Raw genomic sequence first — 21,100 nt, forward strand, 5'->3', positions numbered from 1 at the left:
AGTGAAATAAAAACCGCCTTGTTTCCTTTTGTGTTCATGCACATTCTGAATGCCCGGCTATGTTGTTGAATTTAAACCCCTATCGGGTCTCAATCAACCCTTCGGTACTGGTTTCCAGTGCCGAAGAGATGCTTGCCCATGCCGGTTCCGTGCAATCCCTGAGAAATTACCTCAACTGGGACCCCGAACCCGAAGTGTTGACCACCGGCTTCCCGGCGCAAAAAGACGCCAGAAAGCTGATCCAACTGGTCAAGGATTACAAACTCCGCCGGCAGTTGAAGGAAAAGCGACTGGCCCGGGGGTTTGAGGATTTTATTGAACCGCGCAACGGACTTAAAGGCTGGTGGCAGAAAAAATTCTGTGATCCGAAGGAGTTGAAGCTGTCCGGCGGGCATGAAATCCTGGAGTTTCTCCGGCATTCTCACCGGTTGATGTTGCTGGCCTCGCTGCACGATGCGCTGTTATCGCATGTATCAGCCGCCGAACCGCGAATAATCGAAATCGAGGAATCATCGAATTACATCAATCCCCTGATGGAAATGACCGCCAAAAGTGACATGGCAGCCGCGGAGCGCGCGGTCAAAGCCCTGAGTGCGCCTCTTGGCAAAGTGGAGCCGGATTTTTTGATCTACGGGGTTGCCGGCTATGTGTTGGGTTACGACCGGAAAAAGAGCGTGGCGTATTACCTCGCCTAGAGAATCCTTGGAATTGAATGACTGCTGAATCCTCTGGCAAACCGGCTGCCATTATCGTCGGAGCAGGCCCGGCAGGACTGACCGCCGCCGCCGAACTGGTTGAGAATGGTTTCCGTGTCGATGTCCTTGAAAAGGACCCGGAATATGTCGGGGGCATTGCCAGGACGGTGAGGTATAAGGGCTACCGATTTGATATCGGCGGGCACCGCTTTTTCAGCAAAAGCCCGGAAGTGACCGAATGGTGGCGCCGCCGGTTGCCGGATGATTTTATCCAGGTGCGCCGCATGTCCCGGATTTTTTACCGGGGCAAGTTTTTCGACTACCCGCTCCGGGCGGGCAATGCGCTGCGCAATCTTGGAATTTTCACAAGCATGGCCTGCATGTTGAGCTACCTGTGGTCGCGCCTGCGTCCTGTCAGGCCGGAAAAATCCTTCGCAGACTGGGTGACCAACCGGTTTGGTTCCCGCCTGTTCCGTATTTTCTTCAAGACCTACACGGAAAAGGTCTGGGGCATGCCGTGCAATCAAATCAGCGCCGACTGGGCGGCGCAGCGGATCAAGGGGCTTTCGCTTCTCAAGGCGATTTGGTTTGCCCTGTTGCCGCAAAGGAAAGGCGAGGGGTCCGGGGTGGTCAAGACCCTGATTGACCGTTTTGAATATCCCCGGCTCGGTCCCGGCATGATGTGGGAAAAAACGCGGGACGATATCCAGGCGCGCGGCGGCGCCATTCACATGGGAACGGAAGTGACCCGCATCCGGCATGACGGTTCAAAAGTTCTCTCGGTGGAAACACGGATGGCGGATGGAGCAACGCGGGAATGGCAGGCCCACGCCTTTATTATTTCCATGCCCTTGCGGGAAACAATCGCCGCTCTCGATCCCAAAGCGGAGGATGAAGTGTGCCGGGCTGCGGAACGCCTGAAATACCGCGATTTTCTGACGGTGGCGCTGATGGTCCGGCGCGCGGATCTTTTTCCCGACAATTGGATTTATGTGCATGATCCCGGTGTCAGGCTGGGCCGCATCCAGAATTTCAACAACTGGAGCCCGGAAATGGCGCCGGGGAATGATACGACCTGCCTGGGCCTGGAATATTTTTGTTTTGAAGGGGACGGACTCTGGACGATGCGGGATGAGGACTTGATCGAACTTGGGAAGCGGGAATTGGCGACGCTCGGGCTGGTGAAGCCGGAGGAGGTCTTTGATGGCGCGGTGGTGCGGATGCCCAAGGCCTACCCCGTGTATGGGCCGGGTTATCTGGAGGATGTGGCGCGCATCCGCCGCGCGCTTGGAAAATTTTCAAACCTGCAACCGGTGGGGCGCAACGGCCTGCACAAATACAACAATCAAGACCACAGCATGATGACGGCCCTTTTGGCGGCCCGGAATTTGAATGGGGGGGCGTTTGATGTCTGGAAAGTCAACACGGATGCGGAGTATCATGAGGAAGATGAGAAGGGCCAGGCAAGCGGGCGCAGGGTTCCGGAAAAAGCGTCTTGATCGCAGGGGAAAGGATTTTTTTGAATGAGTGATAAGGAGTTGTCACGGAAAGAGGCGGCGGAAAAAATCATTTCCGCCCCGCAGAAATACAAGGTCTGCGAGAGCTGCGGCTCAATCGTGGTAAAGAAGGCCGATGTCTGCCCGAATTGCAATGCATACCGGTTTGATATTTCCGCGGAATCCGTGACGGCCCAGGCCAAATTGCTGGCGGCGCGGAACCCGCTCTCGATAGAAAAGAACGATTACATTTGAAGCGAATTTCCAACTTATGAAAATAACCCTTGGCCACAGCCCCGATCCGGACGACGCCTTCATGTTTTACGCCATGAAGGAGCACAAGATCCCGATGGGCGAGTACGAATTTAAACACATCCTGCAGGACATCCAGACGCTGAACGAGCGGGCGGGGCGGCAGGAACTGGACGTGACCGCTGTTTCGATCCACGCCTACGCGTACCTCACAAAGCAATATGCGCTTATGTCCTGTGGCGCCAGCATGGGGGACAATTACGGACCGATGCTGGTCGCGCGCAAGACCTGCCCGAAGGAGGAGTTGCTGAAAAGGAAAATCGCCGTGCCAGGGAAATTAACGAGCGCTTTTCTGGCTTTTCAACTTTATGCCGGGCGGCGGGCGGAGGAATTGGACATTGTGATGGTTCCTTTCGATGAAATTTTCGGCGCTTTGCGCGAAGGCCGGGCCGAGGTCGGGCTGTTGATCCACGAGGGGCAACTGACGTATCAGAGCGAGGGCTTCCAACTCTGCGAGGACCTCGGGCAATGGTGGTATCGGGAAACCGGAGGACTGCCGCTTCCGTTGGGCGGCAATGTGGTGAAAAAATCGCTCGGAGCGAAGGCAATTCGTGAGATCACCGACATCACGCGCGCCAGCATCCGTTACGGGCTGGAGCACCGGAGGGCGGGAGTTGAACATGCGTTGCCGCTGGGGCGCGGGTTGGATGCGGGAATGGCTGACCAATTCATCGGCATGTATGTCAATGAGCTGACTTTGGATTATGGCGAACGCGGACGAAAAGCCGTGCGCGAGTTTCTCCGGCGCGGGCATGAGGCGGGGATTTTGCCGCCGCCGCAGGAAATCGAGTTTGCCTGAAAAATTGCATGAAAGTCGGGCGGCTTGGCTGTCTCATTGGGATTACGATTCTGGGGCTTTCAAAACCCGCTGCTGCGGATATTTTTTCACAGGTGCTGGTCCAGATCAATCAGGAGCGGGCAAAGGCCGGGCTGGCGGAAGTGGTGCTGGATGAAAACTTGAATCGTCTGGCGGGTGAATGGGCGGCTGAAGTCGGGCGCCGAGATGCGCTTGTGCATCGGTCGGATATTCTAAAGCTGGAAGCGGAATATGGCTACTCGTATATGAACGAAAACTTGTATTTTTCCAGCGCCGAACCGTCGCCTGCCCGTATGGTGGCTGCCTGGATGAACAGCCCCGGCCATCGCCGCAACCTGCTGAATGCGCAAATAGATCGAATTGGGCTGGGAATGGGGAAGTCGGCGACCGGTTATTATGTGGTGTTTAACGGAGCGGTACACAGCCGACAATAGCCTGCTTTTGTGGTGTAGCGCGGGCCGTCCCGGCTGCGGGTTCGAGGGGCGTCACGCCCCGTGTTTTGAAGGAATTAAACGCAATTTTGCCGCTTGCCTTGACTTGGGGGGCGAAGTTGGTAGCCTTCCCCGTTTTCACTTAGAAAGGACTGAACATGCAACCTACCTATAGACCGTCGCAACGCCGCCGGAAGCGCAAACTGGGATTTTTGTCCCGTACACGGACGAAAAACGGGCGCGCCACACTGGCCCGCCGCCGGGCCAAAGGCCGCAAACGCCTGACTCCGAAAGGAACGGAGAGAAAATTTGCCCGCCACACCAAAGCCTGATGAAACATTGCCGCGGAGTTCGACTCTGCGGCTGCGGGCGGATTTTGACGCGGTACGGTTGCTGGGAGTCCGCTTGAATGGGCGGTATCTGGCCTTGAATTACCGGGTGGCGCCGGAGATATTATTGCGCCGGGCCGGGTTCATTGTGCCGAAAAGCAGTGGCAACGCGGTGCAGCGCAACAGGATCAAGCGCCGGTTGCGCGAGATCTACAGAAAAATGCAGCAAAAGCTGCCGCAGGGATTGCAATCCGTCTGGATCGGAAGGCGGGGTGCAGCGGAAGTGGAATTTGAAACGTTAAAGAAGGAAGTGCAAAACCTTTACCGCAAGGCGGGACTCCTTGCCTGAACCGCTTGGGGACATTTTTATGAAAGAGCTGTTGATTGTGTGGATCCGCATCTACCAGGCGTTTTTTCCGCCGTTGAAGCCTTTGTTTGGGGGAACAGCCAATTGTTGCCGTTACTTCCCGTCCTGTTCCGAATATGGCATTGAAGCCCTGAAACGGCATGGGGCAGCCGCAGGTACGGCGCTGGCGGCCAGGAGAATCCTGCGCTGCCATCCGTGGGGTGGAGCCGGCCATGACCCGGTTCCGTACAAAAAGAAAGGGATCGGCTGCCATGGATAAGAAGACGTGGATTGTTGTCGCAGGATGCGTTCTGCTGTGGTTTGGATATCAGTATTTTCTGGATCGTTATTATCCGCCGCCGCCCCATCCGGCGACCCCAGCCGCCGCGCCTGTCACGGCGGAAGCTCCAATAGCTCCTGCCAATCCGCCCGCCGCGGTCCCGGGCTCCCCCGAGCCGCAACTTCTGCCGGCCGAGCAAAAATTTATTCCCGAAACCAACCTGGCGCCCGAAAAAACCGCCGTGTTGGAAAACCAATATGTGCGGGCCGAGTTGACGACCCATGGCGGCGGATTCAAGACGATTGAGCTGAAAAAGCAAAAGGCGGGCAAAGACTCTACTGTGGTGTTGAATCGCGGCGGCGATCTGCCTGTTTTCAACATAGCGGGCTGGACGGACAAATACTCGCTGATCGGCTATGACCTGGTTTCCGCGGATGCAAAAAGCGCCACGTTTACCCGCATGCTGCAACCGGGTGTGCTGTTGACGCGCACGTACACCCTGACAGGCGACTATAACTTTGAGCTGTCGCAAACCCTTTCCAACCAGAGTGCCGAGACGAAGGTTTTGCCTCCCTACCGCCTGAATCTCGGGGTGGCAACCCCGGTGCATTCCAACGACCAGAACGAGAAGCGTTATATTACGCTGTCGTGGTACACCAAGGCCGGAAGTTATGGCAGCCAGAATCTGCTGGCCTTTGATCCGACGAGCTTTTTGGGGATTAAATTTTCAGCGGGCAAGACGCTGCTGCAGAGCCCGCAGAATGAGGACATCGGGTGGGCGGCGGTCAAATCGCAGTTTTTTGTCCTGATGATCCATTGCGAGGAGTTTGAGGCCAAAGCCGTCGAAGGGCGCCGGCAGTATTTCCCCGACATTCGCCGGGAAATCAATGCGGCGGTCCCTGACGGGATTGCCGCCGAGATGTGGATCCCGGGTGTTCGAGTGGATGCGAACACCAACGCAGCGCAGAAGTTTACCTTTTATGCCGGCCCGAAAGAGGACTCGCGGCTGCGGGGCTTGAGTGATAACCAGGACAAGGTGATGGATTTCGGCTGGCTGGCATGGATCAGCCGCGCGTTGTTGATGTTGATGAACGGGATACACTCGTTTACGCACAACTACGGAGTGTCGATCATTCTGGTGACGATTATTCTACGCGCTCTTCTCTGGTATCCGCAGACGATGGCCAATCTGAGCATGAAACGGATGCAATCGGTGGCGCCGTTGATGAAGGAAATCCAGGGCAAGTACAAGGACAGCCCTGAAAAATTGAACCAGGAGATGCTCAAGATTTACCAGGATTATGGCGTTAATCCCGTGGGCGGCTGCCTGCCCATGCTGATCCAGTTCCCGATTTTTCTGGGTTTTTATTACATGCTTCAGAGCGCGATCGAATTGCGTTATGAGCACTTTCTCTGGATCACGGATCTTTCCCAGCCGGACACCATCGCGATCCTGCCCATGCTGAACCTTCCGCTCAACCCCATGCCGTTGATCATGACAGCCACGATGGTCATCAGCATGCAGATGACGCCGCAACCGGCCGGGGTGGACAATCCGACGGCCAAGATGATGAAATTCATGCCGGTCATCTTTCTGGCCTTTTGCTATAATTTCAGCTCGGCGTTGTCCCTCTACTGGACGATGCAAAATATTTTGTCGGTTTTCCAAATGCGCTATAATATGAAGCAGGCGCCGCCCAGCCTGGAGGCTTTGAAGTTGCAGGCCCAGACGCGGCGCAAGAAACAAAAGAAGCGTTAGGCGGACTTGTGTATGTCGTCAGGTTATTCACCGAAGGAAACACTGGAGTTGATGCTCGGGCATCTGGGGCTCGTGTTTGAGATCCGGGAGGAAGACCGCCCCACCGGCCCCACCCTGCATGTCCTGACCGCTGAACCCAACAAGTTAATCGGGAAAAACGGGAAGATTTTGGAGGATTTGCAATACCTGCTGAACCGCATCATCACGAGCGGCGACGAGGAGATCCAGCGCGTCACGGTGGATGTGGAGAATTACCGCCAGCAGCAGTATTCGGGTTTGTTCAAGCAGGTGCAGGCGGAGGCGGAAAAGGTCCGCGCGACGGGGGAGGAAGTGGTTCTTCCGCCCATGAATTCGTTTGAGCGCCGCCTGGTTCATAATCTTTTCAAGGACGATCCCGAGATCCAAACGGCCAGTTCAAAGGAAGAGTCGCGCTACAAGAGCATCACCCTGCGCCGGAAAACTGCCTGAGCTGCAGGGGCATTTAACGCCAAGACGCAAAGGCGCAAGAAAAACAAAAAATGAGAATTGGCCGCAAAAAATCACAAAGAACCACGGGAAAGCCAGAAGTTTAAATTCCGTATTCCACATTTTTTATTTTCTGTAATCTCCGCACCGTATGGGAAATATTTCTCTTTAACCCCTGTCTCTCTTGCGCCTTTGCGTCTTATGCCCTCTGCGTTAAACTGCATCTGGCTTCATATTCTCCTTTTCAAGCCCGAGACCCGCTGTAAGGTCTTTCCCCGGTATGGAAAAGACGTTGATCTTGTTGAAGCCGGATTGCATGGCCGGGGGGCATTGTGGCGAAGTGATCAACCGCTTTGAAAAGGCGGGCTTCAAAATCCGGGCCTGTAAAATGATGCGGCTCGGGGATGCGGTCTTGAAAGAGCACTATGCTCATATCACCAGTCTTCCATTTTTCCCGCAAATCCAGGCGTTTATGCAGTCATCGCCCGTGATTGGCCTGGTTTTGGAAGGGGAACAGATTATTGAAAAAGTCCGCAAGATGCTGGGGCCGACGGATTCCACGAAGGCGCCGAAGGGCAGTATTCGCGGGGATTTGGGCAAGACGGTGATGATGAATGTGGTGCATGCCTCTGATTCCGCGGAAAACGCCCTCCTGGAGATCCAGCGATTTTTTAGCCCAGCTGAGCTGTTCGAGTAACAGATGTTGTTATCTTCCCAAGCTGTATCAAAATAGACATTTGAGCCGGATTTCTTCGAGTTTTCCCTGAAACAGGGTCCTTGTTGCTGTAAAATCTCTACTGAGTAATTACAGGAGGAGGCTGAAGCCTCTTTTATTTCAACCGGGTGCCAATCTTTGGCCGGAAAATATTTTTCACTTATTGCAAGGCAAGCGTACGTCCATGCCGTGGTACTTGGCATGGAAGGTGCTTTTGATCTAAGCCCATGCCAATTCATTTAGTTGAGTTGAAAGTAAGTGTCGTGCGGCCTGGGTGGGTCGCATGCAGGTCAGTTAAAACAAATTAGGAGGATAAAACATATGTCGTTGATAAGGCTCGTAAGCCGTAAAATTTTGTCAAAAGGATGGCTCGGATTGGTTCTGGCCGCCTTTTTAATGGTACCCACAATAAAAGCCCAGACTGCGGCGCCAGCCGCAGCTCCGGCCCCCGCGCCTGAGGCTGCCGCAGCACCCGCTGCCGCCCCGGCGAAAGCGGCTCCCACAGTTGAGCAACGGATTGCTGACTTGGAAGCCTATGTAAACAACACGGCGCGTGGCGCGGATGATCCTGCCGCCAAATTCACGTCCAACATTGCCGGACCCGGACCTGGTCACAATGCGTGGTTGATGACTTCATCGGCCTTGGTGTTGTTTATGACCCTGCCCGGTCTGGCCCTGTTTTACGGCGGTTTGGTCCGTAAAAAGAACGTGTTGTCCGTGCTGGCCCAGTGCATGGGTATTACCGGTCTGGTGGCCATTCTTTGGTGGGTGGTCGGTTACAGCATGGTCTTCCACAAGGGAACTCCGTTTTGTGGAAATCTGGATTTTGCCTTTTTCAAAGGCGTTGATTCCAATGTGAATACCGACTACTCCTACTGGGTCTCCCAGAACGTCTTCGCGATGTTCCAGTTGATGTTTGCGATTATCACCCCTGCGTTGATCGTGGGCGGTATTGCCGAACGCATGAAATTTACGGCTGTTCTGGCCTTTGTCACATTCTGGATGCTCATCGTCTATTTCCCGCTTGCCCACATGGTTTGGGGTATTGACGGCTTGATGAACGGCGTCTGGAACCCGGATGCAAAAATCAAGGCGATGGATTTTGCCGGTGGAACCGTGGTGCATATGTCATCCGGTTGGTCCGCTTTGATCCTTTGCATGATCGTGGGCAAACGTATTGGGTTTGGCAAAGAAAACATGGCGCCTCACAGCATGGTCCTTTGCATGATCGGTACCGGAATGCTCTGGGTCGGCTGGTATGGTTTCAACGCGGGCAGCGCTGTCGCCGCCGACGTTGTCGCCGCCAACGCCTTCACCACCACGACTCTTGCAACCGCTGTGGGCTCCTTCACATGGGCTGCTGCGGAATTTATCTTTAAGGGCAAGGCCAGCGTCCTGGGCTTCTGCTCGGGTGCGGTCGCCGGCTTGGTTGTCATCACCCCTGCCTGCGGTTATGTCAATCCTACAGGCGGCGTCATTATCGGCGTTGCTGCCGGTTTGATTCCGTTCTTCGCGGTTGTCAAACTCAAGGGCTGGCTTGGTTATGACGACGCCCTCGACACCTTCGGCGTACATGCCATCGGTGGAACCATCGGCGCGTTGCTCACCGGCATTCTGGCTGATCCCGCGATCAACAGCAATATTGCCACTGCGACGCCCGCAAATCCTGCCACAACGAACGGTCTGGCTGCCTTGATCACCGGGCATCACGCCTGGATGCAGCAGAGCAAGGCCATCCTTGTGACTCTGGTTCTTGCGGTTGTGGGAACGGCCATCATTGGTTTCGTCCTGAAATTCACGCTCGGTCTGCGTCCGACACCGGAAGCGGAATCCCAGGGCTTGGATATCAGCGATCACGGAGAGGAAGGCTACATCCTGTAACAATTACGAACATGGTGCGGTATGCTGAAAACATGCCGCACCTTTTCTTTCAAAAAAACTTATGAAAAAAATCGAAGCAATCATCAAACCGTTCAAGCTTGAAGAAGTAAAAGATGCCCTGACCGAAGTGGGGGTCGAAGGATTGACCGTGACTGAAGTCAAGGGGTTTGGCCGCCAGAAGGGCCATACCGAGATTTACCGCGGCAGCGAGTACACCGTTGATTTCCTGCCCAAGGTGAAGATCGAAGTCGTCGTCAAGGACGAGACCCTGGACTCGGCCATCAAGGCCATTACCACTGCCGCCAAAACCGGCAAAATTGGCGATGGTAAAGTCTTTATTGTTCCGGTAGAACAATCGATCCGTATTCGCACGGGCGAATCCGGCGAAAAAGCTATCTAAACAACAAAAAACTGACTTAAGGAAAATACGCCATCATGGCATCAAAATATCTACATGCGAAGAGCGGCAAGGAAGCTCTGGACTTTGCCAAGAAGAACGAATGCAAACTCGTGGATTTCAAATTCACGGACATTCCGGGCACTTGGCAGCACTTCACGACCACTCTGGGGGAAATCGACGAGAAGACATTTGACGAAGGCCTGGGTTTTGACGGTTCGTCCATCCGCGGATGGAAAGCCATCAACAACTCCGACATGCTGGTCATCCCCGACCCGGCGACCGCCTTCATCGATCCCTTCAATGTCGAGCCCACGCTGAGCCTGACCTGTACTGTGATTGATCCGCTCACGAAGCAGACGTATGAGCGCGATCCCCGCAGCATCGGTATCCGGGCCGAAAATTATCTCAAGAGCACCGGCATCGCCGATACCGCGTTCTTCGGACCCGAAGCCGAGTTCTTCGTGTTCGATGACGTGCGGTACCAGAGCAGTTCCAACATCCAATTCTACAGCGTGGATTCTGTGGAAGCGATCTGGAACTCAGGCCGCGAAGAAGGCCCGAACCTGGGTTATAAAATCCGCCACAAGGAAGGCTACCTCCCGGTGGCCCCGGCAGATACCCAGCAGGACCTGCGCAATGAGATGACTCTTCTCATGGAAGATTTGGGTGTCCAGATCGAACGGCAGCACCACGAAGTGGCCACTGCCGGCCAGGCGGAGATCGATGTCCGTTTTGATAGCCTGGTGCGTACGGGTGACAAGATGGCGATCTACAAGTACGTGGTCAAGAATGTGGCCAGGAAGTATGGCAAAACGGCCACCTTCATGCCCAAGCCGCTGTTCGGTGACAACGGTTCAGGTATGCACACCCACCAGAGCTTGTGGAAGGATGGCAAACCGCTGTTCGCCGGCAACGGCTACGGCAACCTGAGCGAGATGGCCCTGTTTTATATCGGGGGCATCATCAAACACGCCCGGGCGTTGACCGCCATCACCAACCCCACTACCAACAGCTACAAGCGTTTGGTGCCGGGTTTTGAGGCTCCGGTGACGTTTGCCTACTCGGCCCGTAACCGCAGTGCGGCCATCCGCATTCCCACCTACTCGTCGAATCCCAAGACAATCCGCGTCGAATTCCGCACTCCGGATCCGGCGGCCAATCCCTACCTGGCCTGCGCGGCCATGTTGATGGCCGGTTTGGACGGGGTACAGAACCGGATTCATCCGGGAGATCCCATCGACAAGAACCTCTACGAACTGCCTGCTGAAGAGCTGGCCAAGGTTCCGGTGGCCCCGGATTCCTTGAAGGGTGCGATCGAGGCTCTGGAAGCCGACCACGACTTCCTGACCAAGGGTGACGTCTTCACGACGGACCTGATCGAAACCCTCCTGGCATCCCGTAAGAATGAATACGACCAGTTGCGTCTGCGTCCGCATCCTTACGAGTTCTTCATGTATTACGACGTTTAATTATTAACACTGTCCTGCAAAGGATAGGCTCTCAAAAGGCGCCCGGCTTTTAATAGCGGGCGCCTTTTTGTTGGCACGGCCCATGCTATAATTATATCCATGAGCTGGACAATCCGACCTAATGTCTTCTGGCATGCTGTTCTGGGCGCTGTTGTTCTCTTTTTTGTCGGCTGGATGGACTATGTCTCAGTCGGCCAGCTTGATTTCTCGGTTTTGTATTATCTGCCAATCGCCCTCTGGGCATGGCATATCGGACTGGGTCCGGCGATTTTCATGGCTTGCGTTAGCACCTGCGGGTTCACGATCAATGATTATCTCAATGGAAACACGTATCCGCACGAGATTTTCCGTGTCTGCAGTGCGGGGATACACGGGGCTGCATATATGGCCGTGGCGATTTGTGTTCATTTGCTTCACAAACGGTTCCTGCGCGAGAGGGAGTTGAACTTCCGCCTTGCGAAAACCGTGGGCGAATTGGACAAATCCATGACCGAGGTCCGGAAGCTCAGGGGGCAGGCTCTCACCATTTGTCCGGTAACGCGCCGGATCAAGATGGGCGGAGAATGGATCGGGATAGAAAGCTTCCTGCGCGAGAATCTGGAGATGCCGGTGCAGGAGGAAGTTTCCGGGGAAGTCGTGTCCGGCATGGCGGAAAAGATGATCGAGTACTACGGCTGGCGCGAGTGATTTGATTACTCGGAACACTTCTCGCGCAAAGACGCCGAGCCGCAAAGAAAAACCAACAGAAAATGATGAATTCAGAATGTGGAATTCAGAATTTTTCGAATTCCGCATTCAACATTATTTATTCTCCGTGTTCCGTGAGAGAAATGGTTAGGTTCGAAAATCTGGATGAATATGCTTGACGTGATACTATCGGATGTTTTGTTTGGGGCCGGCACGGGCCGGAGAACGTGGAAATTGTAGATTACCATTGAAAACAGCGATGAAAGACACCTTGCCGATTCCGTATCCCGGAGAAACCTTGCGGGAAGATTTTATGGAGCCCATGGGATTGAGCGCGTACCGGGTGGCCAAAGACCTGGGGGTACAGCCCATTGCCATCAGCCAGATTCTGCGCGGGCAACGGGCCATCAGCGCGGAAATGGCATTGCGGCTGGCGCGTTACACGGGGGCTAGCGCAAGCTTTTGGCTGGGTTTGCAGGAGTCCCATGATTTGCGCCAGGCCCAGCGCAAGGCGGGAGCGCGAATTGAGCGTCTGGTCAAACCCCACCCGCAACTCCAGGCGGCCTGAATTCAAAAAAAGTTGATACGGGCCGTCAGTTGGCTTTAAGATTTATCCTGTGAGCTTGCGGCTTAGTTCGGCACTCGCGTCAGGCCTTCTTGTCTCTTGCTAGTTGTGGAGTTGTGAGGGTAAAGTTCAGACTATGTCTTACGATCTTTTAACTGCACGTCGTCGATTTTATTCTTGGGCTGCATGCCGAGCTGTGCAGGCAGGATCTGCCAAGGCTAAGCGCAAAGAACTGCTCGGTGCCTTAGCCTACAGTGGTGTGCAAGAGTATCTAGTGCAGATCCGAAGCTATCACTACCCATCCAGCCAGCGCGTGAAAAACAAAGTTGCCTGCGCCGTGGCGAGGATGAGAAGCAGATCGCCGGGCTTGAGGGTCTCGTCGCCTCCGGGGTTGAGCAGGATCTTTTCGCCGCGTTTGATTCCCAAAACTTGTACGCCCGTTTCAACGGAGATCCGAAGGTCCTGCAACGTTTGCCCCGCCCTCGGGGATTCGGGAGGAACCGCAACGGTTTCCAATCGTGTTTCATCAAACGATTCCGAAATCGCGTCACCCCCGCCTTCCTGCTGCAAATAATCCAAGGCGGCTTGTATCTGGGATTCCGAGCCGAATAAAAGAAGCCGGTCCGAGGGAAACAGGGCAAAATCCGGGCGCGGATTCGGGATGGCGACACCCTGTCGTTCAATTTCAACGACGTTGCACCCAAACTTGCGGCGCAACGGCAAATCGGCCAGCGTTTTCCCGCGGTAAAGCGCCTGGTCCGGCACGACAAACTCGACCAACTCCACCTTCCAGACTTGGGCGCGGCCTCCCTGGAAGGAGCGGTTGAGCCCCTGCAGGCCCGCGCGGGAAGAGAGCAAAAGCCTCTGGTTGAGCGAATATTGCAACTGGCTGTGCCAGCGGATCAGCCTCCGCCAAAACACGGCGCCAAACAGCAGGCAGAGCACGATAATAATCACAACGGTCCATGGACCCTTGGCTTCGGGAGGCATGAAAAAGCCGATCAGCCAAAGCAGGCCGACTGCGGCAGCCAGTTGGAACCCGCCTTCAATCACCGGCTTGAGCCGGCCGGGCTGAGCGGCCTGGGAGGCGCCGGCTTCCGCATAAATGAGGCTCAAAGCGCCCATATTGCGCCAGACGGCAATGATCAAAATCAGGTTGATGAGACCGATCAAAAACCAATAGAGATAAGACCAGCCTGGAAATGCGAAGCCTGACAATCCAATGGCGTGATTCAGCTCCGAGTGCAGGAATGAGGAATAACTTAAAACACCCGCGATCAACAAGAGTTCGACTGCCACCTGGCCCAATCTTCCCTTGGTCAGCCTCCACCACAGGTATTGGTCCTGCCGGTGCGCCAGGGCTTGGAGCCATGTTTCGTAGGCCGCAAGGATGCGCTGGAGCACATTCGGTTGATGGCGGCAGGCAAGGTCGGCGATAGGCCCTGAAAACCGCGTGAGCAGCGGAGCGGCAGCGGCTGTCAGGATGGAAATGCCGACAGCCAGCACATTGAAGTCGGCGGACAGGGTGCCGTCGGATATTCCGGTTTGGGCGATGACGTAGCTAAATTCCCCAATCGGGATAATGCACAACGCCGTGCGGATGCTGCCGCGAAAATTGTTTCCAGATATAAGATAGGCAAGCAATGCCGCAAAAAACCGGGCTGCGATGGCGAAACAGGCAGCGCCCAAAATCAGGGGGAACTGCGCGAAGGCCGCGTGGACGTCGATCAACATACCGATGGAGACAAAAAAGATGGCGCTGAACATGTCCTGCGTTCCGGACAACAATTTCTCGACCTTGTGTTTGAACGGGGTCTCGGCAATCACCATGCCCAGCAGGAATGCGCCCAGCGCGGGTGAGAATCCGGCTTTGGCCGCCGTGACAGCCGAGACAAAAAGCAGCCCCGCCACCAGCAGCATTTTCAGGTCGCCATCCTGGGATTTGCTGAATCGCTTGAGCAAACCCGGCAGGAACAGCAGGCCGAGGACCATCATCAGCACGACAAAGCCGCCGAGCAGGCCAAGGGTCTTTGCGATTGCGGCGGGTCCGTGGCCTCCTGCGGGCGTGCCGGAAGCCAGCAAGGTAAGCATGACGACCGCCACAATGTCCTCCAAAACCATGGCGCCCTGCGCGCGCTGGGCGAATTTTTCGTGCGTGATCTTTTGCTCTGACAGAATTTTGCTGATGATCGCGGAACTCGAAACCATGAGCATGGCGGAAAAGAAGAGTCCCGTCGTGTGGCTCCACCCCGCGAAGTGGGCAAAGATCTGGCTGAAATTAAAGACCAGCCATGCGGTCAGAATCGTGGAAGCCAGCATGACAAACCCCAGTCGGCGGATGCGGCTGAGGCTCAAACCCAGGCCGACAAAAAACATCAGAAAAACCAGGCCCAATTGGGAGAGCGTTTGAATGCGGTCCAGATCGCTGACCAGCGTGAACGGAGGCGTGTAGGGACCGATGAGGACGCCTGCGGCAAGATAGCCGATCACCACGGATAATCCGATGCGGCGGAAGACAAGGCCCGAGATTCCCGCAACGAGCAGGACGACGGCAAAATCCTGGAGCAATAACAAACTGTGCATGATTCAACGCTTCCGTTTCGCGAGGAGTTGTTTTTTGACGTCGCGCAATGCCAGGCAATTGATGACATGATCCGCCGTCAGCCAGCCTTTGCGCGCAATCTGCACTCCGAGTTTCAAGTATCCAAGTTGAGAAACGGCATGCGCGTCGGGATTGATGACGCACTTCACGCCTTTGTCGCGTGCCGCCTTCCAGTAGCGCCAATCCATGTCCAGCCGCAGCGGATTGGCGTTGAGCTCGATCCAGGTTCCGGTGTGGGCCGCGGCATCGATGATTTTTGGGATGTTGACCTTGTAAGGTTCACGCTTCAACAGCAGGCGCCCGGTCAGATGCCCCAGCATGGTGACATGCGGATTTTCAATCGCCCGGATGATGCGGCGCGTCATTTCATCCTCGTCCAGCGTGAATGCGGAGTGGACCGAGGCGACTGTGTAATCCAGTTGCGAAAGAATATCATCTTCGTAGTCGAGCGATCCGTCTTTCAGGATGTCGCATTCCACGCCGGCAAAAAGGTGGATGTCGTTTTGCGTTTTGTTATAATTCCGGATTTCCGAAACCTGTTTCAGGAGACGCTCGCTGCTGAGGCCGTTGGCCTGGACGGAGGACTTGGAGTGGTCGGCGATGCCGAGGTATTCGAGCCCCAGCATGGCGGCGGCACCGGCCATTTCCTCCAGCGAATTGTCGCCATCGCTTGCCGTGGTATGATTATGGAAACAACCGCGCAACTGGGTCCATTCCACCAGGCGCGGCAGCTTGTGCTGTTCCGCCGCCTCGATCTCGCCCAGGCCCTCGCGCAGCTCGGGAGGAATGGTGTCCAGGCCGAGTTGCGAGAAAAGTTCCTCCTCGCTCCGGCAAACCCGCAGGGTCGGGCTGGAAGCCTTGGATTTGGCGTTGTCTTCAGCCAGTCCGTATTCGTTCAAATGAAGCCCTTTCGAGAGGGCGCGTTGGCGCAGCGCGACGTTGTGCTCCTTGCTCCCCGTGAAATGATGAAGAGCACAGGCAAATTGGGAATCCTCGACGACCCGCAGGTCGCAGGCAATGCCGCCCTGGAGCAGAACACTGGACTTGGTTTCGCCGTGGTTGACGACACGCGCCACGCGATCGAGCGTGGTAAAATCCCGCATCACTTCCGCGGGTTTCTTCGACGAGGCCACGAGGTCCAGGTCTTTGACAATTTCCTTGCCGCGCCGCAGGCTGCCGGCCAGGGCCACGCGCGTGACCGCAGGATGCTGGCGGAGGGTATCGACCAGTTCTTCCGCCAGCAGAATCACGTCTCCGTATAGGTGGAGGTTGCTGTAGGATTTGACCTGCCCGATGCCGGCGAGAATTTTGGCCACGGCCTTTTCTCCAAAACCATCCAGCCCGGCGATGCTGCCGTCGTGGCAGGCGGCCTCGAGTTTTTCCAGCGAGCCGATTTGCAACTCATGATAAAGAGCGCCCACCTTTTTGGGGCCAAGGCCTGGGATACGGAGCAAGTCGAGAATGCCGGATGGAAGCGAGGATTTCAGTTCGTCATAGTAGGGCAGGGAACCGTTCTTGACCCATTGTGTGATTTTTTCCTGCAAGGCTTCCCCGATGCCGGGTAGTTCCCGCAGACGGTCTTCAGCCGCCAAGGTGCGCAGGTCCTCCGGGCAGGATTCGATTGTGCGGGCTGCGTTGAGGTAGGCCCGGCACTTGAAACTGTTCTCGCCCTGGATTTCAAGCAGAGTTCCGATTTCCTGGAAAATGTGGCTCAGTTCCTTGTTGCTCACGATTTCCTAGTGTTACTGAATATGGCACAGGGTTGCAACTTTTCTACTCAACCTCTCTTTCACCCTTGTCACTTGGGCTCCGGTAGGTATTTATCCTGCATGGACAGCGTCATCCCGGCCGTGGCACAAAGGTGCCGTTTTACACTCTGCACGGCCGTCATTGCATGTGAAACAGGCCGCCGAGCCCGGAAAGTTGAATAAACCGAGACATGGACACCAGCCTCTACAACGATTATGTACTGAGCGCCAGCGTCCAGGCCGGCTGGATCAGCGAGGATCAAAAACAGGTGATCGAATCCGCCCTGGCACGTTTGCCCGGCGTTGCCGCCCTCGATTTTATGTATGACCAGGCGATGCTGGAGCAGAGCCAGGTGGACATGCTGCAGGGCTTGATCGCCCAGGCCCAAAACCCCGCGCCCGCGACGGCGGTTCCCGAACCCGCTCCGATGCATTCGGTCGAATTGCGCCCTCCGAATCCGGGGAGTGGGGGACATTCGAAAGTGTTGGATTATCTGGCATACGCCGTTTCGGTTGGCGCCTCTGATTTACATCTCGGCCCGGATTCCCCGCCCCTGTTGCGTTACAACGGAGCGCTGATGCCCATCAGCCCGGACGCCGCTGAGTTGACGCCGGAAGAGTGCGAAACCCTGGCGCGCCAGTTTCTCAGACCCGAGCAGGTGAAAATGGTCGAAGAAACGGGGGGTGTTGATTTTTGTTACCAGGCTCCGGACCAGGCCCGGTTCCGCACCAGCGTGGTGCGGCAGCGCCGCGGTTGGGAATCGGTGTTCCGCGTGATTCAGGCGCGCGTGCGCAGCATGCAGGAATTGGGCCTTCCGCCCGTGCTGTATGAACTGGTAAAATATCATAACGGGTTGATTCTTGTGACCGGCCCGGTGGGTAGCGGTAAAACCACCACATTGGCTTCCATGGTCCAGCAGATCAATATCGAGCGGCATGACCATATCATCACTCTTGAAGATCCGGTTGAATATGTTTTTAAACCGGAGGGTTGTCAGGTCACCCAGCGTGAAATTCACACGCACACCGAGTCCTTTTCCTCGGCGCTCCGGGCCGCCTTGCGCCAGGATCCGGATGTTGTGATGGTGGGGGAAATGCGCGACTTGGAAACCATCTCGCTTGCCATCACCGCTTCCGAAACCGGCCACCTTGTGCTGGCTACCCTGCACACCAGTAATGCCCCGCGCACCATGCAGCGTTTGTTGGACGTTTTTCCCGTCGATCAGCAGGCGCAGATCCGCACGATGGTCAGCGAATCGTTGCGGGGCGTCATCTGCCAGCAATTGGTGCCGCGGGCCGATGGAAAGGGCCGCGCCCTGGCGCTTGAAATCATGACGAACAACCCCGCCATCGGCAATCTCATCCGCGAAGGAAATAATTTCATGCTGCCCGGCCAGATCCAAATCGGACGCCGGGCCGGCATGCAGTTGATGGATGACGCCTTGCTGGAGCTGGTCGAAAAAAGCATTATCACCCCGGATGATGCGTTTGAGCGTTGCGAGGACCGTAAGGCGTTCGCGCAGGAACTTGCGGGAAGGATGAAGAAGCGATGAAACAACGTTGTCTGATTGACGATCTTTTTGACGTGTTGGTCAGCCAAAACGGCTCGGATCTTCATTTGTCCGAAGGCCAGCCTCCGAAATTCCGGAAAAACGGCGAGATCCAGCCCCTGCGCGAACAACCGCTCGACCGCGCGGAGATCGAGTCCCTGCTCAGCCCCATTTGCCGGACCAAAAGCTGGGAAAAATTCCTCGAAACCGGCGATCTGGATTTTGCCTATGAAATGGATGAAGAATCCCGGTTCCGCTGCAATTACCACAAACACCTGAACGGCCTTGGCGCGGTCTTCCGTCTGATTCCAAACCGCATCAAGACAATCGACGACCTCGGCGTTCCGAAAGTGATCGAGTCCTTCGGCAAACTTCGCTCCGGCTTGGTGCTCGTCACCGGTCCGACCGGCTCGGGAAAATCGACCACGCTGGCGGCCCTCATCGACCACATCAACACTCATACAGCGCGGCACATTGTTACCATTGAAGAGCCCATCGAATTTGTACATAAAAACAAAAAAAGCGTCATTACACAACGCGAGGTCCCGACCGAAACGTCCACGTTTGCGACCGGCTTGAAAGGCGCCCTGCGCGAGGACAGTGACGTGGTGCTCGTGGGCGAAATGCGCGACCTGGAAACCATTTCGCTGGCTCTTACTGCGGCCGAGACCGGGCTTCTGGTTTTTGGCACCCTGCACACCAATAACGCCCGCAAAACCGTGGACCGCGTCATCGACGCCTTTCCCGCGGACCAGCAGGAACTCATCCGCACCATGCTTTCCACATCGTTGCGAGGCGTGGTGGCGCAGTTGTTGTTCAAGCGGGCCGACGGCCAGGGGCGGCTTGCGGTGAACGAGGTACTCATCGCCAATTCGGCCGTTGCGGCCATCATCCGCGAAGGCGCCACATACAAACTCAACGATGTGCTCAAATCGGGCCGGGCGGATGGAATGCAATTGATGGACGATTCCATCGAGCATCTTCTGCATCAAAAACTGATCAGCGGAGGCGAGGCCTACATGAAATGCATCGATAAACAGCGTTTCGTCCAGTATCTGCCCAAGACCGGCGGACACTAGCCGTACTTGTTTCAATCATGAAACTGCAGGAGGCCACCCAAATTTGCCAGGACGGATTCGAATTGGATTCGGGCCGGATTGCCGCGGTGGCGGAGCAATTGCTCGATCCGTCCATTCCTGAAGATGACAAGGCCGGATTTCTCCGGGCGCTGACCGACAAGGGTGAAACTCCCTCCGAACTGGCGGCGTTTGTGCAGGCGCTGCTTCCGAAGGCCGTTGATCCCGGATTTAAGGGGGAATGGAATGGCAGGCCGCTTTTCGATTGTTGCGGTACCGGGGGCGGCGGATTGAGCCTGGTCAATATTTCCACCGCCATGGTGTTTGTACTGGCGTCAGCGGGCGTCCCGGTGGTGAAACACGGAAACCACGGCGTGACCAAAGTCTCCGGCAGCGCCGATGTGCTCGACGTGCTCGGAATCCGGCGCGACCTTCCCCCGGAAAAGGCCCGCGCGGTTTTTGAGAAAACGGGCGCGGTTTTTTTCATGGCCCCGGCCTATCATCCCGCATTTGCCGGGCTGGCCTCCGTGCGGAAGCGCCTGGCTTTGGAAGGGCGGAGGACCGTTTTTAATTTGCTCGGCCCGTTATTGAACCCGGCGTGTCCCGACACGCAGTTGATCGGGGTTTTCAAACAGGAACATGTCGTCCTCTTTTCAAAAGCCATGCGCCTGCTGGGGCGGAAGCGGTTTCTGGCGGTTTACGGCGAGGGCGAGGATGGCGCCGCTTTGGGCGAATATTCAATTTTCGGAAAAAATTTGTCGCACGGTTCCTTCGCTTTGGATGTACCGCAGCCGGAACCCGAAGACGTGCCGTCCGGTTCCTTCCGCGATTTGGTGGTTTCAGGCAAGGAAGAGAGCGCGGAACGGATTTTATCCGTGCTGCGCGGGCGCGAGCGCGGGTTGCTGAAGGAAATGATCGTGCAGAATACCGCCATTGGCCTGTTGGTGCATGGATCTTCGCCTGATTTCGCCGCAGGCTGCGCCCTCGCAAGGGAGCGGATCGAGTCCGGGGCGGCGCTGGCCAAGCTGGAAGAATGGAAGTCCGCGTGCATTTCCTAACATCTATTCCGAAACATTTTAGCGCCTATATCGGCGGTTACTTGGACGCATCCTATCCTGATGCCAACGGCATGCCCGGCGGGAAACCAGACCCTGCCAAAGTCTTCAATCTTTATCCCGCTGCCGTTAAAAAGCTGACTGGCAGGAATTTTGAATGACGATGAACAAACCATGAACCAATCCGTAAATTCACGTTAATATTTGACGGTTGGCGTCCGGCATAAAAAATATGGAAGCCTTATTCCTGATTCCTCTCCTCCTTTTCCCCCTATTCATGATTTTGGGGATTGTTTTGATTATTTTCTGGATATGGATGCTTGTTGACTGCGCTCAAAATGAATCCTCATCCGGAAACGATAAAATAATCTGGATATTGGTTATTATTCTTACAGGTTGGCTCGGAGCTTTGATCTACTATT

Annotated in this window: 21 protein-coding genes; 19 read left to right on the forward strand and 2 right to left on the reverse strand. The window is 55.7% G+C overall.

Features of this window, described 5'->3' with window-relative positions; genetic code table 11:
- Positions 1–59 precede the first annotated feature (59 nt).
- The 16 genes from PHD76_11990 to PHD76_12065 all read left to right on the forward strand — a co-directional run bounded on the left by PHD76_11990 (position 60) and on the right by PHD76_12065 (position 12,650).
- Positions 60–695, forward strand: a complete 636-nt coding sequence (locus tag PHD76_11990; GenBank protein MDD5262556.1) for a hypothetical protein — start codon at positions 60–62, stop codon at positions 693–695.
- Between the two features lie 17 nt (positions 696–712).
- Positions 713–2,194 carry an NAD(P)/FAD-dependent oxidoreductase gene (locus PHD76_11995; GenBank protein ID MDD5262557.1) on the forward strand — a complete coding sequence of 494 codons (1,482 nt, stop codon included), beginning with the start codon at positions 713–715 and terminating at the stop codon, positions 2,192–2,194.
- 24 nt (positions 2,195–2,218) lie between these two features.
- Entirely contained in the window at positions 2,219–2,446 is a 228-nt protein-coding gene (locus PHD76_12000) for a hypothetical protein (GenBank protein MDD5262558.1), read from the forward strand.
- A gap of 16 nt (positions 2,447–2,462) precedes the next feature.
- Positions 2,463–3,302: an ABC transporter substrate-binding protein gene (locus PHD76_12005; protein ID MDD5262559.1), complete on the forward strand. Its 840-nt coding sequence runs from the start codon at positions 2,463–2,465 to the stop codon at positions 3,300–3,302.
- 8 nt (positions 3,303–3,310) lie between these two features.
- Positions 3,311–3,754, forward strand: coding sequence for a CAP domain-containing protein (locus PHD76_12010; protein MDD5262560.1), 444 nt, complete (start codon positions 3,311–3,313; stop codon positions 3,752–3,754).
- Between the two features lie 155 nt (positions 3,755–3,909).
- Positions 3,910–4,083, forward strand: a complete 174-nt coding sequence (gene rpmH, locus PHD76_12015; GenBank protein ID MDD5262561.1) for a 50S ribosomal protein L34 — start codon at positions 3,910–3,912, stop codon at positions 4,081–4,083.
- The gene (gene rnpA / locus PHD76_12020; GenBank protein MDD5262562.1) at positions 4,061–4,429 is read left to right on the forward strand and encodes a ribonuclease P protein component; all 369 of its coding nucleotides are present in this window, start codon (positions 4,061–4,063) and stop codon (positions 4,427–4,429) included. The genes rpmH and rnpA overlap by 23 nt, the downstream gene beginning before the upstream one ends.
- Positions 4,430–4,448: 19 nt before the next feature.
- Positions 4,449–4,706: a membrane protein insertion efficiency factor YidD gene (yidD, locus tag PHD76_12025; GenBank protein ID MDD5262563.1), complete on the forward strand. Its 258-nt coding sequence runs from the start codon at positions 4,449–4,451 to the stop codon at positions 4,704–4,706.
- On the forward strand, positions 4,699–6,465 hold the full coding sequence (gene yidC, locus PHD76_12030) for a membrane protein insertase YidC (GenBank protein ID MDD5262564.1): 1,767 nt from the start codon (positions 4,699–4,701) through the stop codon (positions 6,463–6,465). The genes yidD and yidC overlap by 8 nt, the downstream gene beginning before the upstream one ends.
- Before the next feature lie 12 nt (positions 6,466–6,477).
- Entirely contained in the window at positions 6,478–6,933 is a 456-nt protein-coding gene (locus PHD76_12035) for a hypothetical protein (GenBank protein MDD5262565.1), read from the forward strand.
- Between the two features lie 277 nt (positions 6,934–7,210).
- A complete protein-coding gene (ndk, locus tag PHD76_12040; protein MDD5262566.1) occupies positions 7,211–7,627 on the forward strand; it encodes a nucleoside-diphosphate kinase in 417 nt (138 codons plus the stop codon).
- A gap of 339 nt (positions 7,628–7,966) precedes the next feature.
- Positions 7,967–9,526, forward strand: coding sequence for an ammonium transporter (locus tag PHD76_12045; GenBank protein MDD5262567.1), 1,560 nt, complete (start codon positions 7,967–7,969; stop codon positions 9,524–9,526).
- A 61-nt stretch (positions 9,527–9,587) separates the two neighbouring features.
- Positions 9,588–9,926, forward strand: a complete 339-nt coding sequence (locus tag PHD76_12050; protein ID MDD5262568.1) for a P-II family nitrogen regulator — start codon at positions 9,588–9,590, stop codon at positions 9,924–9,926.
- Between the two features lie 35 nt (positions 9,927–9,961).
- On the forward strand, positions 9,962–11,395 hold the full coding sequence (gene glnA / locus PHD76_12055; protein MDD5262569.1) for a type I glutamate--ammonia ligase: 1,434 nt from the start codon (positions 9,962–9,964) through the stop codon (positions 11,393–11,395).
- 99 nt (positions 11,396–11,494) lie between these two features.
- A complete protein-coding gene (locus PHD76_12060; GenBank protein ID MDD5262570.1) occupies positions 11,495–12,082 on the forward strand; it encodes a hypothetical protein in 588 nt (195 codons plus the stop codon).
- Between the two features lie 259 nt (positions 12,083–12,341).
- Positions 12,342–12,650: a HigA family addiction module antitoxin gene (locus tag PHD76_12065; GenBank protein MDD5262571.1), complete on the forward strand. Its 309-nt coding sequence runs from the start codon at positions 12,342–12,344 to the stop codon at positions 12,648–12,650.
- Between the two features lie 291 nt (positions 12,651–12,941).
- Here PHD76_12065 and PHD76_12070 read toward each other — a convergent pair whose 3' ends face one another.
- The gene (locus PHD76_12070; GenBank protein ID MDD5262572.1) at positions 12,942–15,230 is read right to left on the reverse strand and encodes a cation:proton antiporter; all 2,289 of its coding nucleotides are present in this window, start codon (positions 15,228–15,230) and stop codon (positions 12,942–12,944) included.
- A 3-nt stretch (positions 15,231–15,233) separates the two neighbouring features.
- On the reverse strand, positions 15,234–16,979 hold the full coding sequence (polX, locus tag PHD76_12075) for a DNA polymerase/3'-5' exonuclease PolX (GenBank protein MDD5262573.1): 1,746 nt from the start codon (positions 16,977–16,979) through the stop codon (positions 15,234–15,236).
- 209 nt (positions 16,980–17,188) lie between these two features.
- Here polX and PHD76_12080 point away from each other — a divergent pair, with 209 nt between their 5' ends.
- The 3 genes from PHD76_12080 to trpD are packed head-to-tail and all read left to right on the forward strand — an operon-like array spanning position 17,189 to position 20,681.
- A complete protein-coding gene (locus PHD76_12080; GenBank protein MDD5262574.1) occupies positions 17,189–18,550 on the forward strand; it encodes a PilT/PilU family type 4a pilus ATPase in 1,362 nt (453 codons plus the stop codon).
- Positions 18,547–19,626 carry a PilT/PilU family type 4a pilus ATPase gene (locus PHD76_12085; GenBank protein MDD5262575.1) on the forward strand — a complete coding sequence of 360 codons (1,080 nt, stop codon included), beginning with the start codon at positions 18,547–18,549 and terminating at the stop codon, positions 19,624–19,626. Before PHD76_12080 ends, PHD76_12085 begins: the two co-directional genes overlap by 4 nt.
- 17 nt (positions 19,627–19,643) lie before the next feature.
- Positions 19,644–20,681 carry an anthranilate phosphoribosyltransferase gene (gene trpD, locus PHD76_12090; GenBank protein MDD5262576.1) on the forward strand — a complete coding sequence of 346 codons (1,038 nt, stop codon included), beginning with the start codon at positions 19,644–19,646 and terminating at the stop codon, positions 20,679–20,681.
- The last annotated feature ends 419 nt before the right edge of the window (positions 20,682–21,100 follow it).

This window comes from Candidatus Methylacidiphilales bacterium (assembly GCA_028713655.1).
Taxonomy (GTDB): domain Bacteria; phylum Verrucomicrobiota; class Verrucomicrobiia; order Methylacidiphilales; family JAAUTS01; genus JAQTNW01.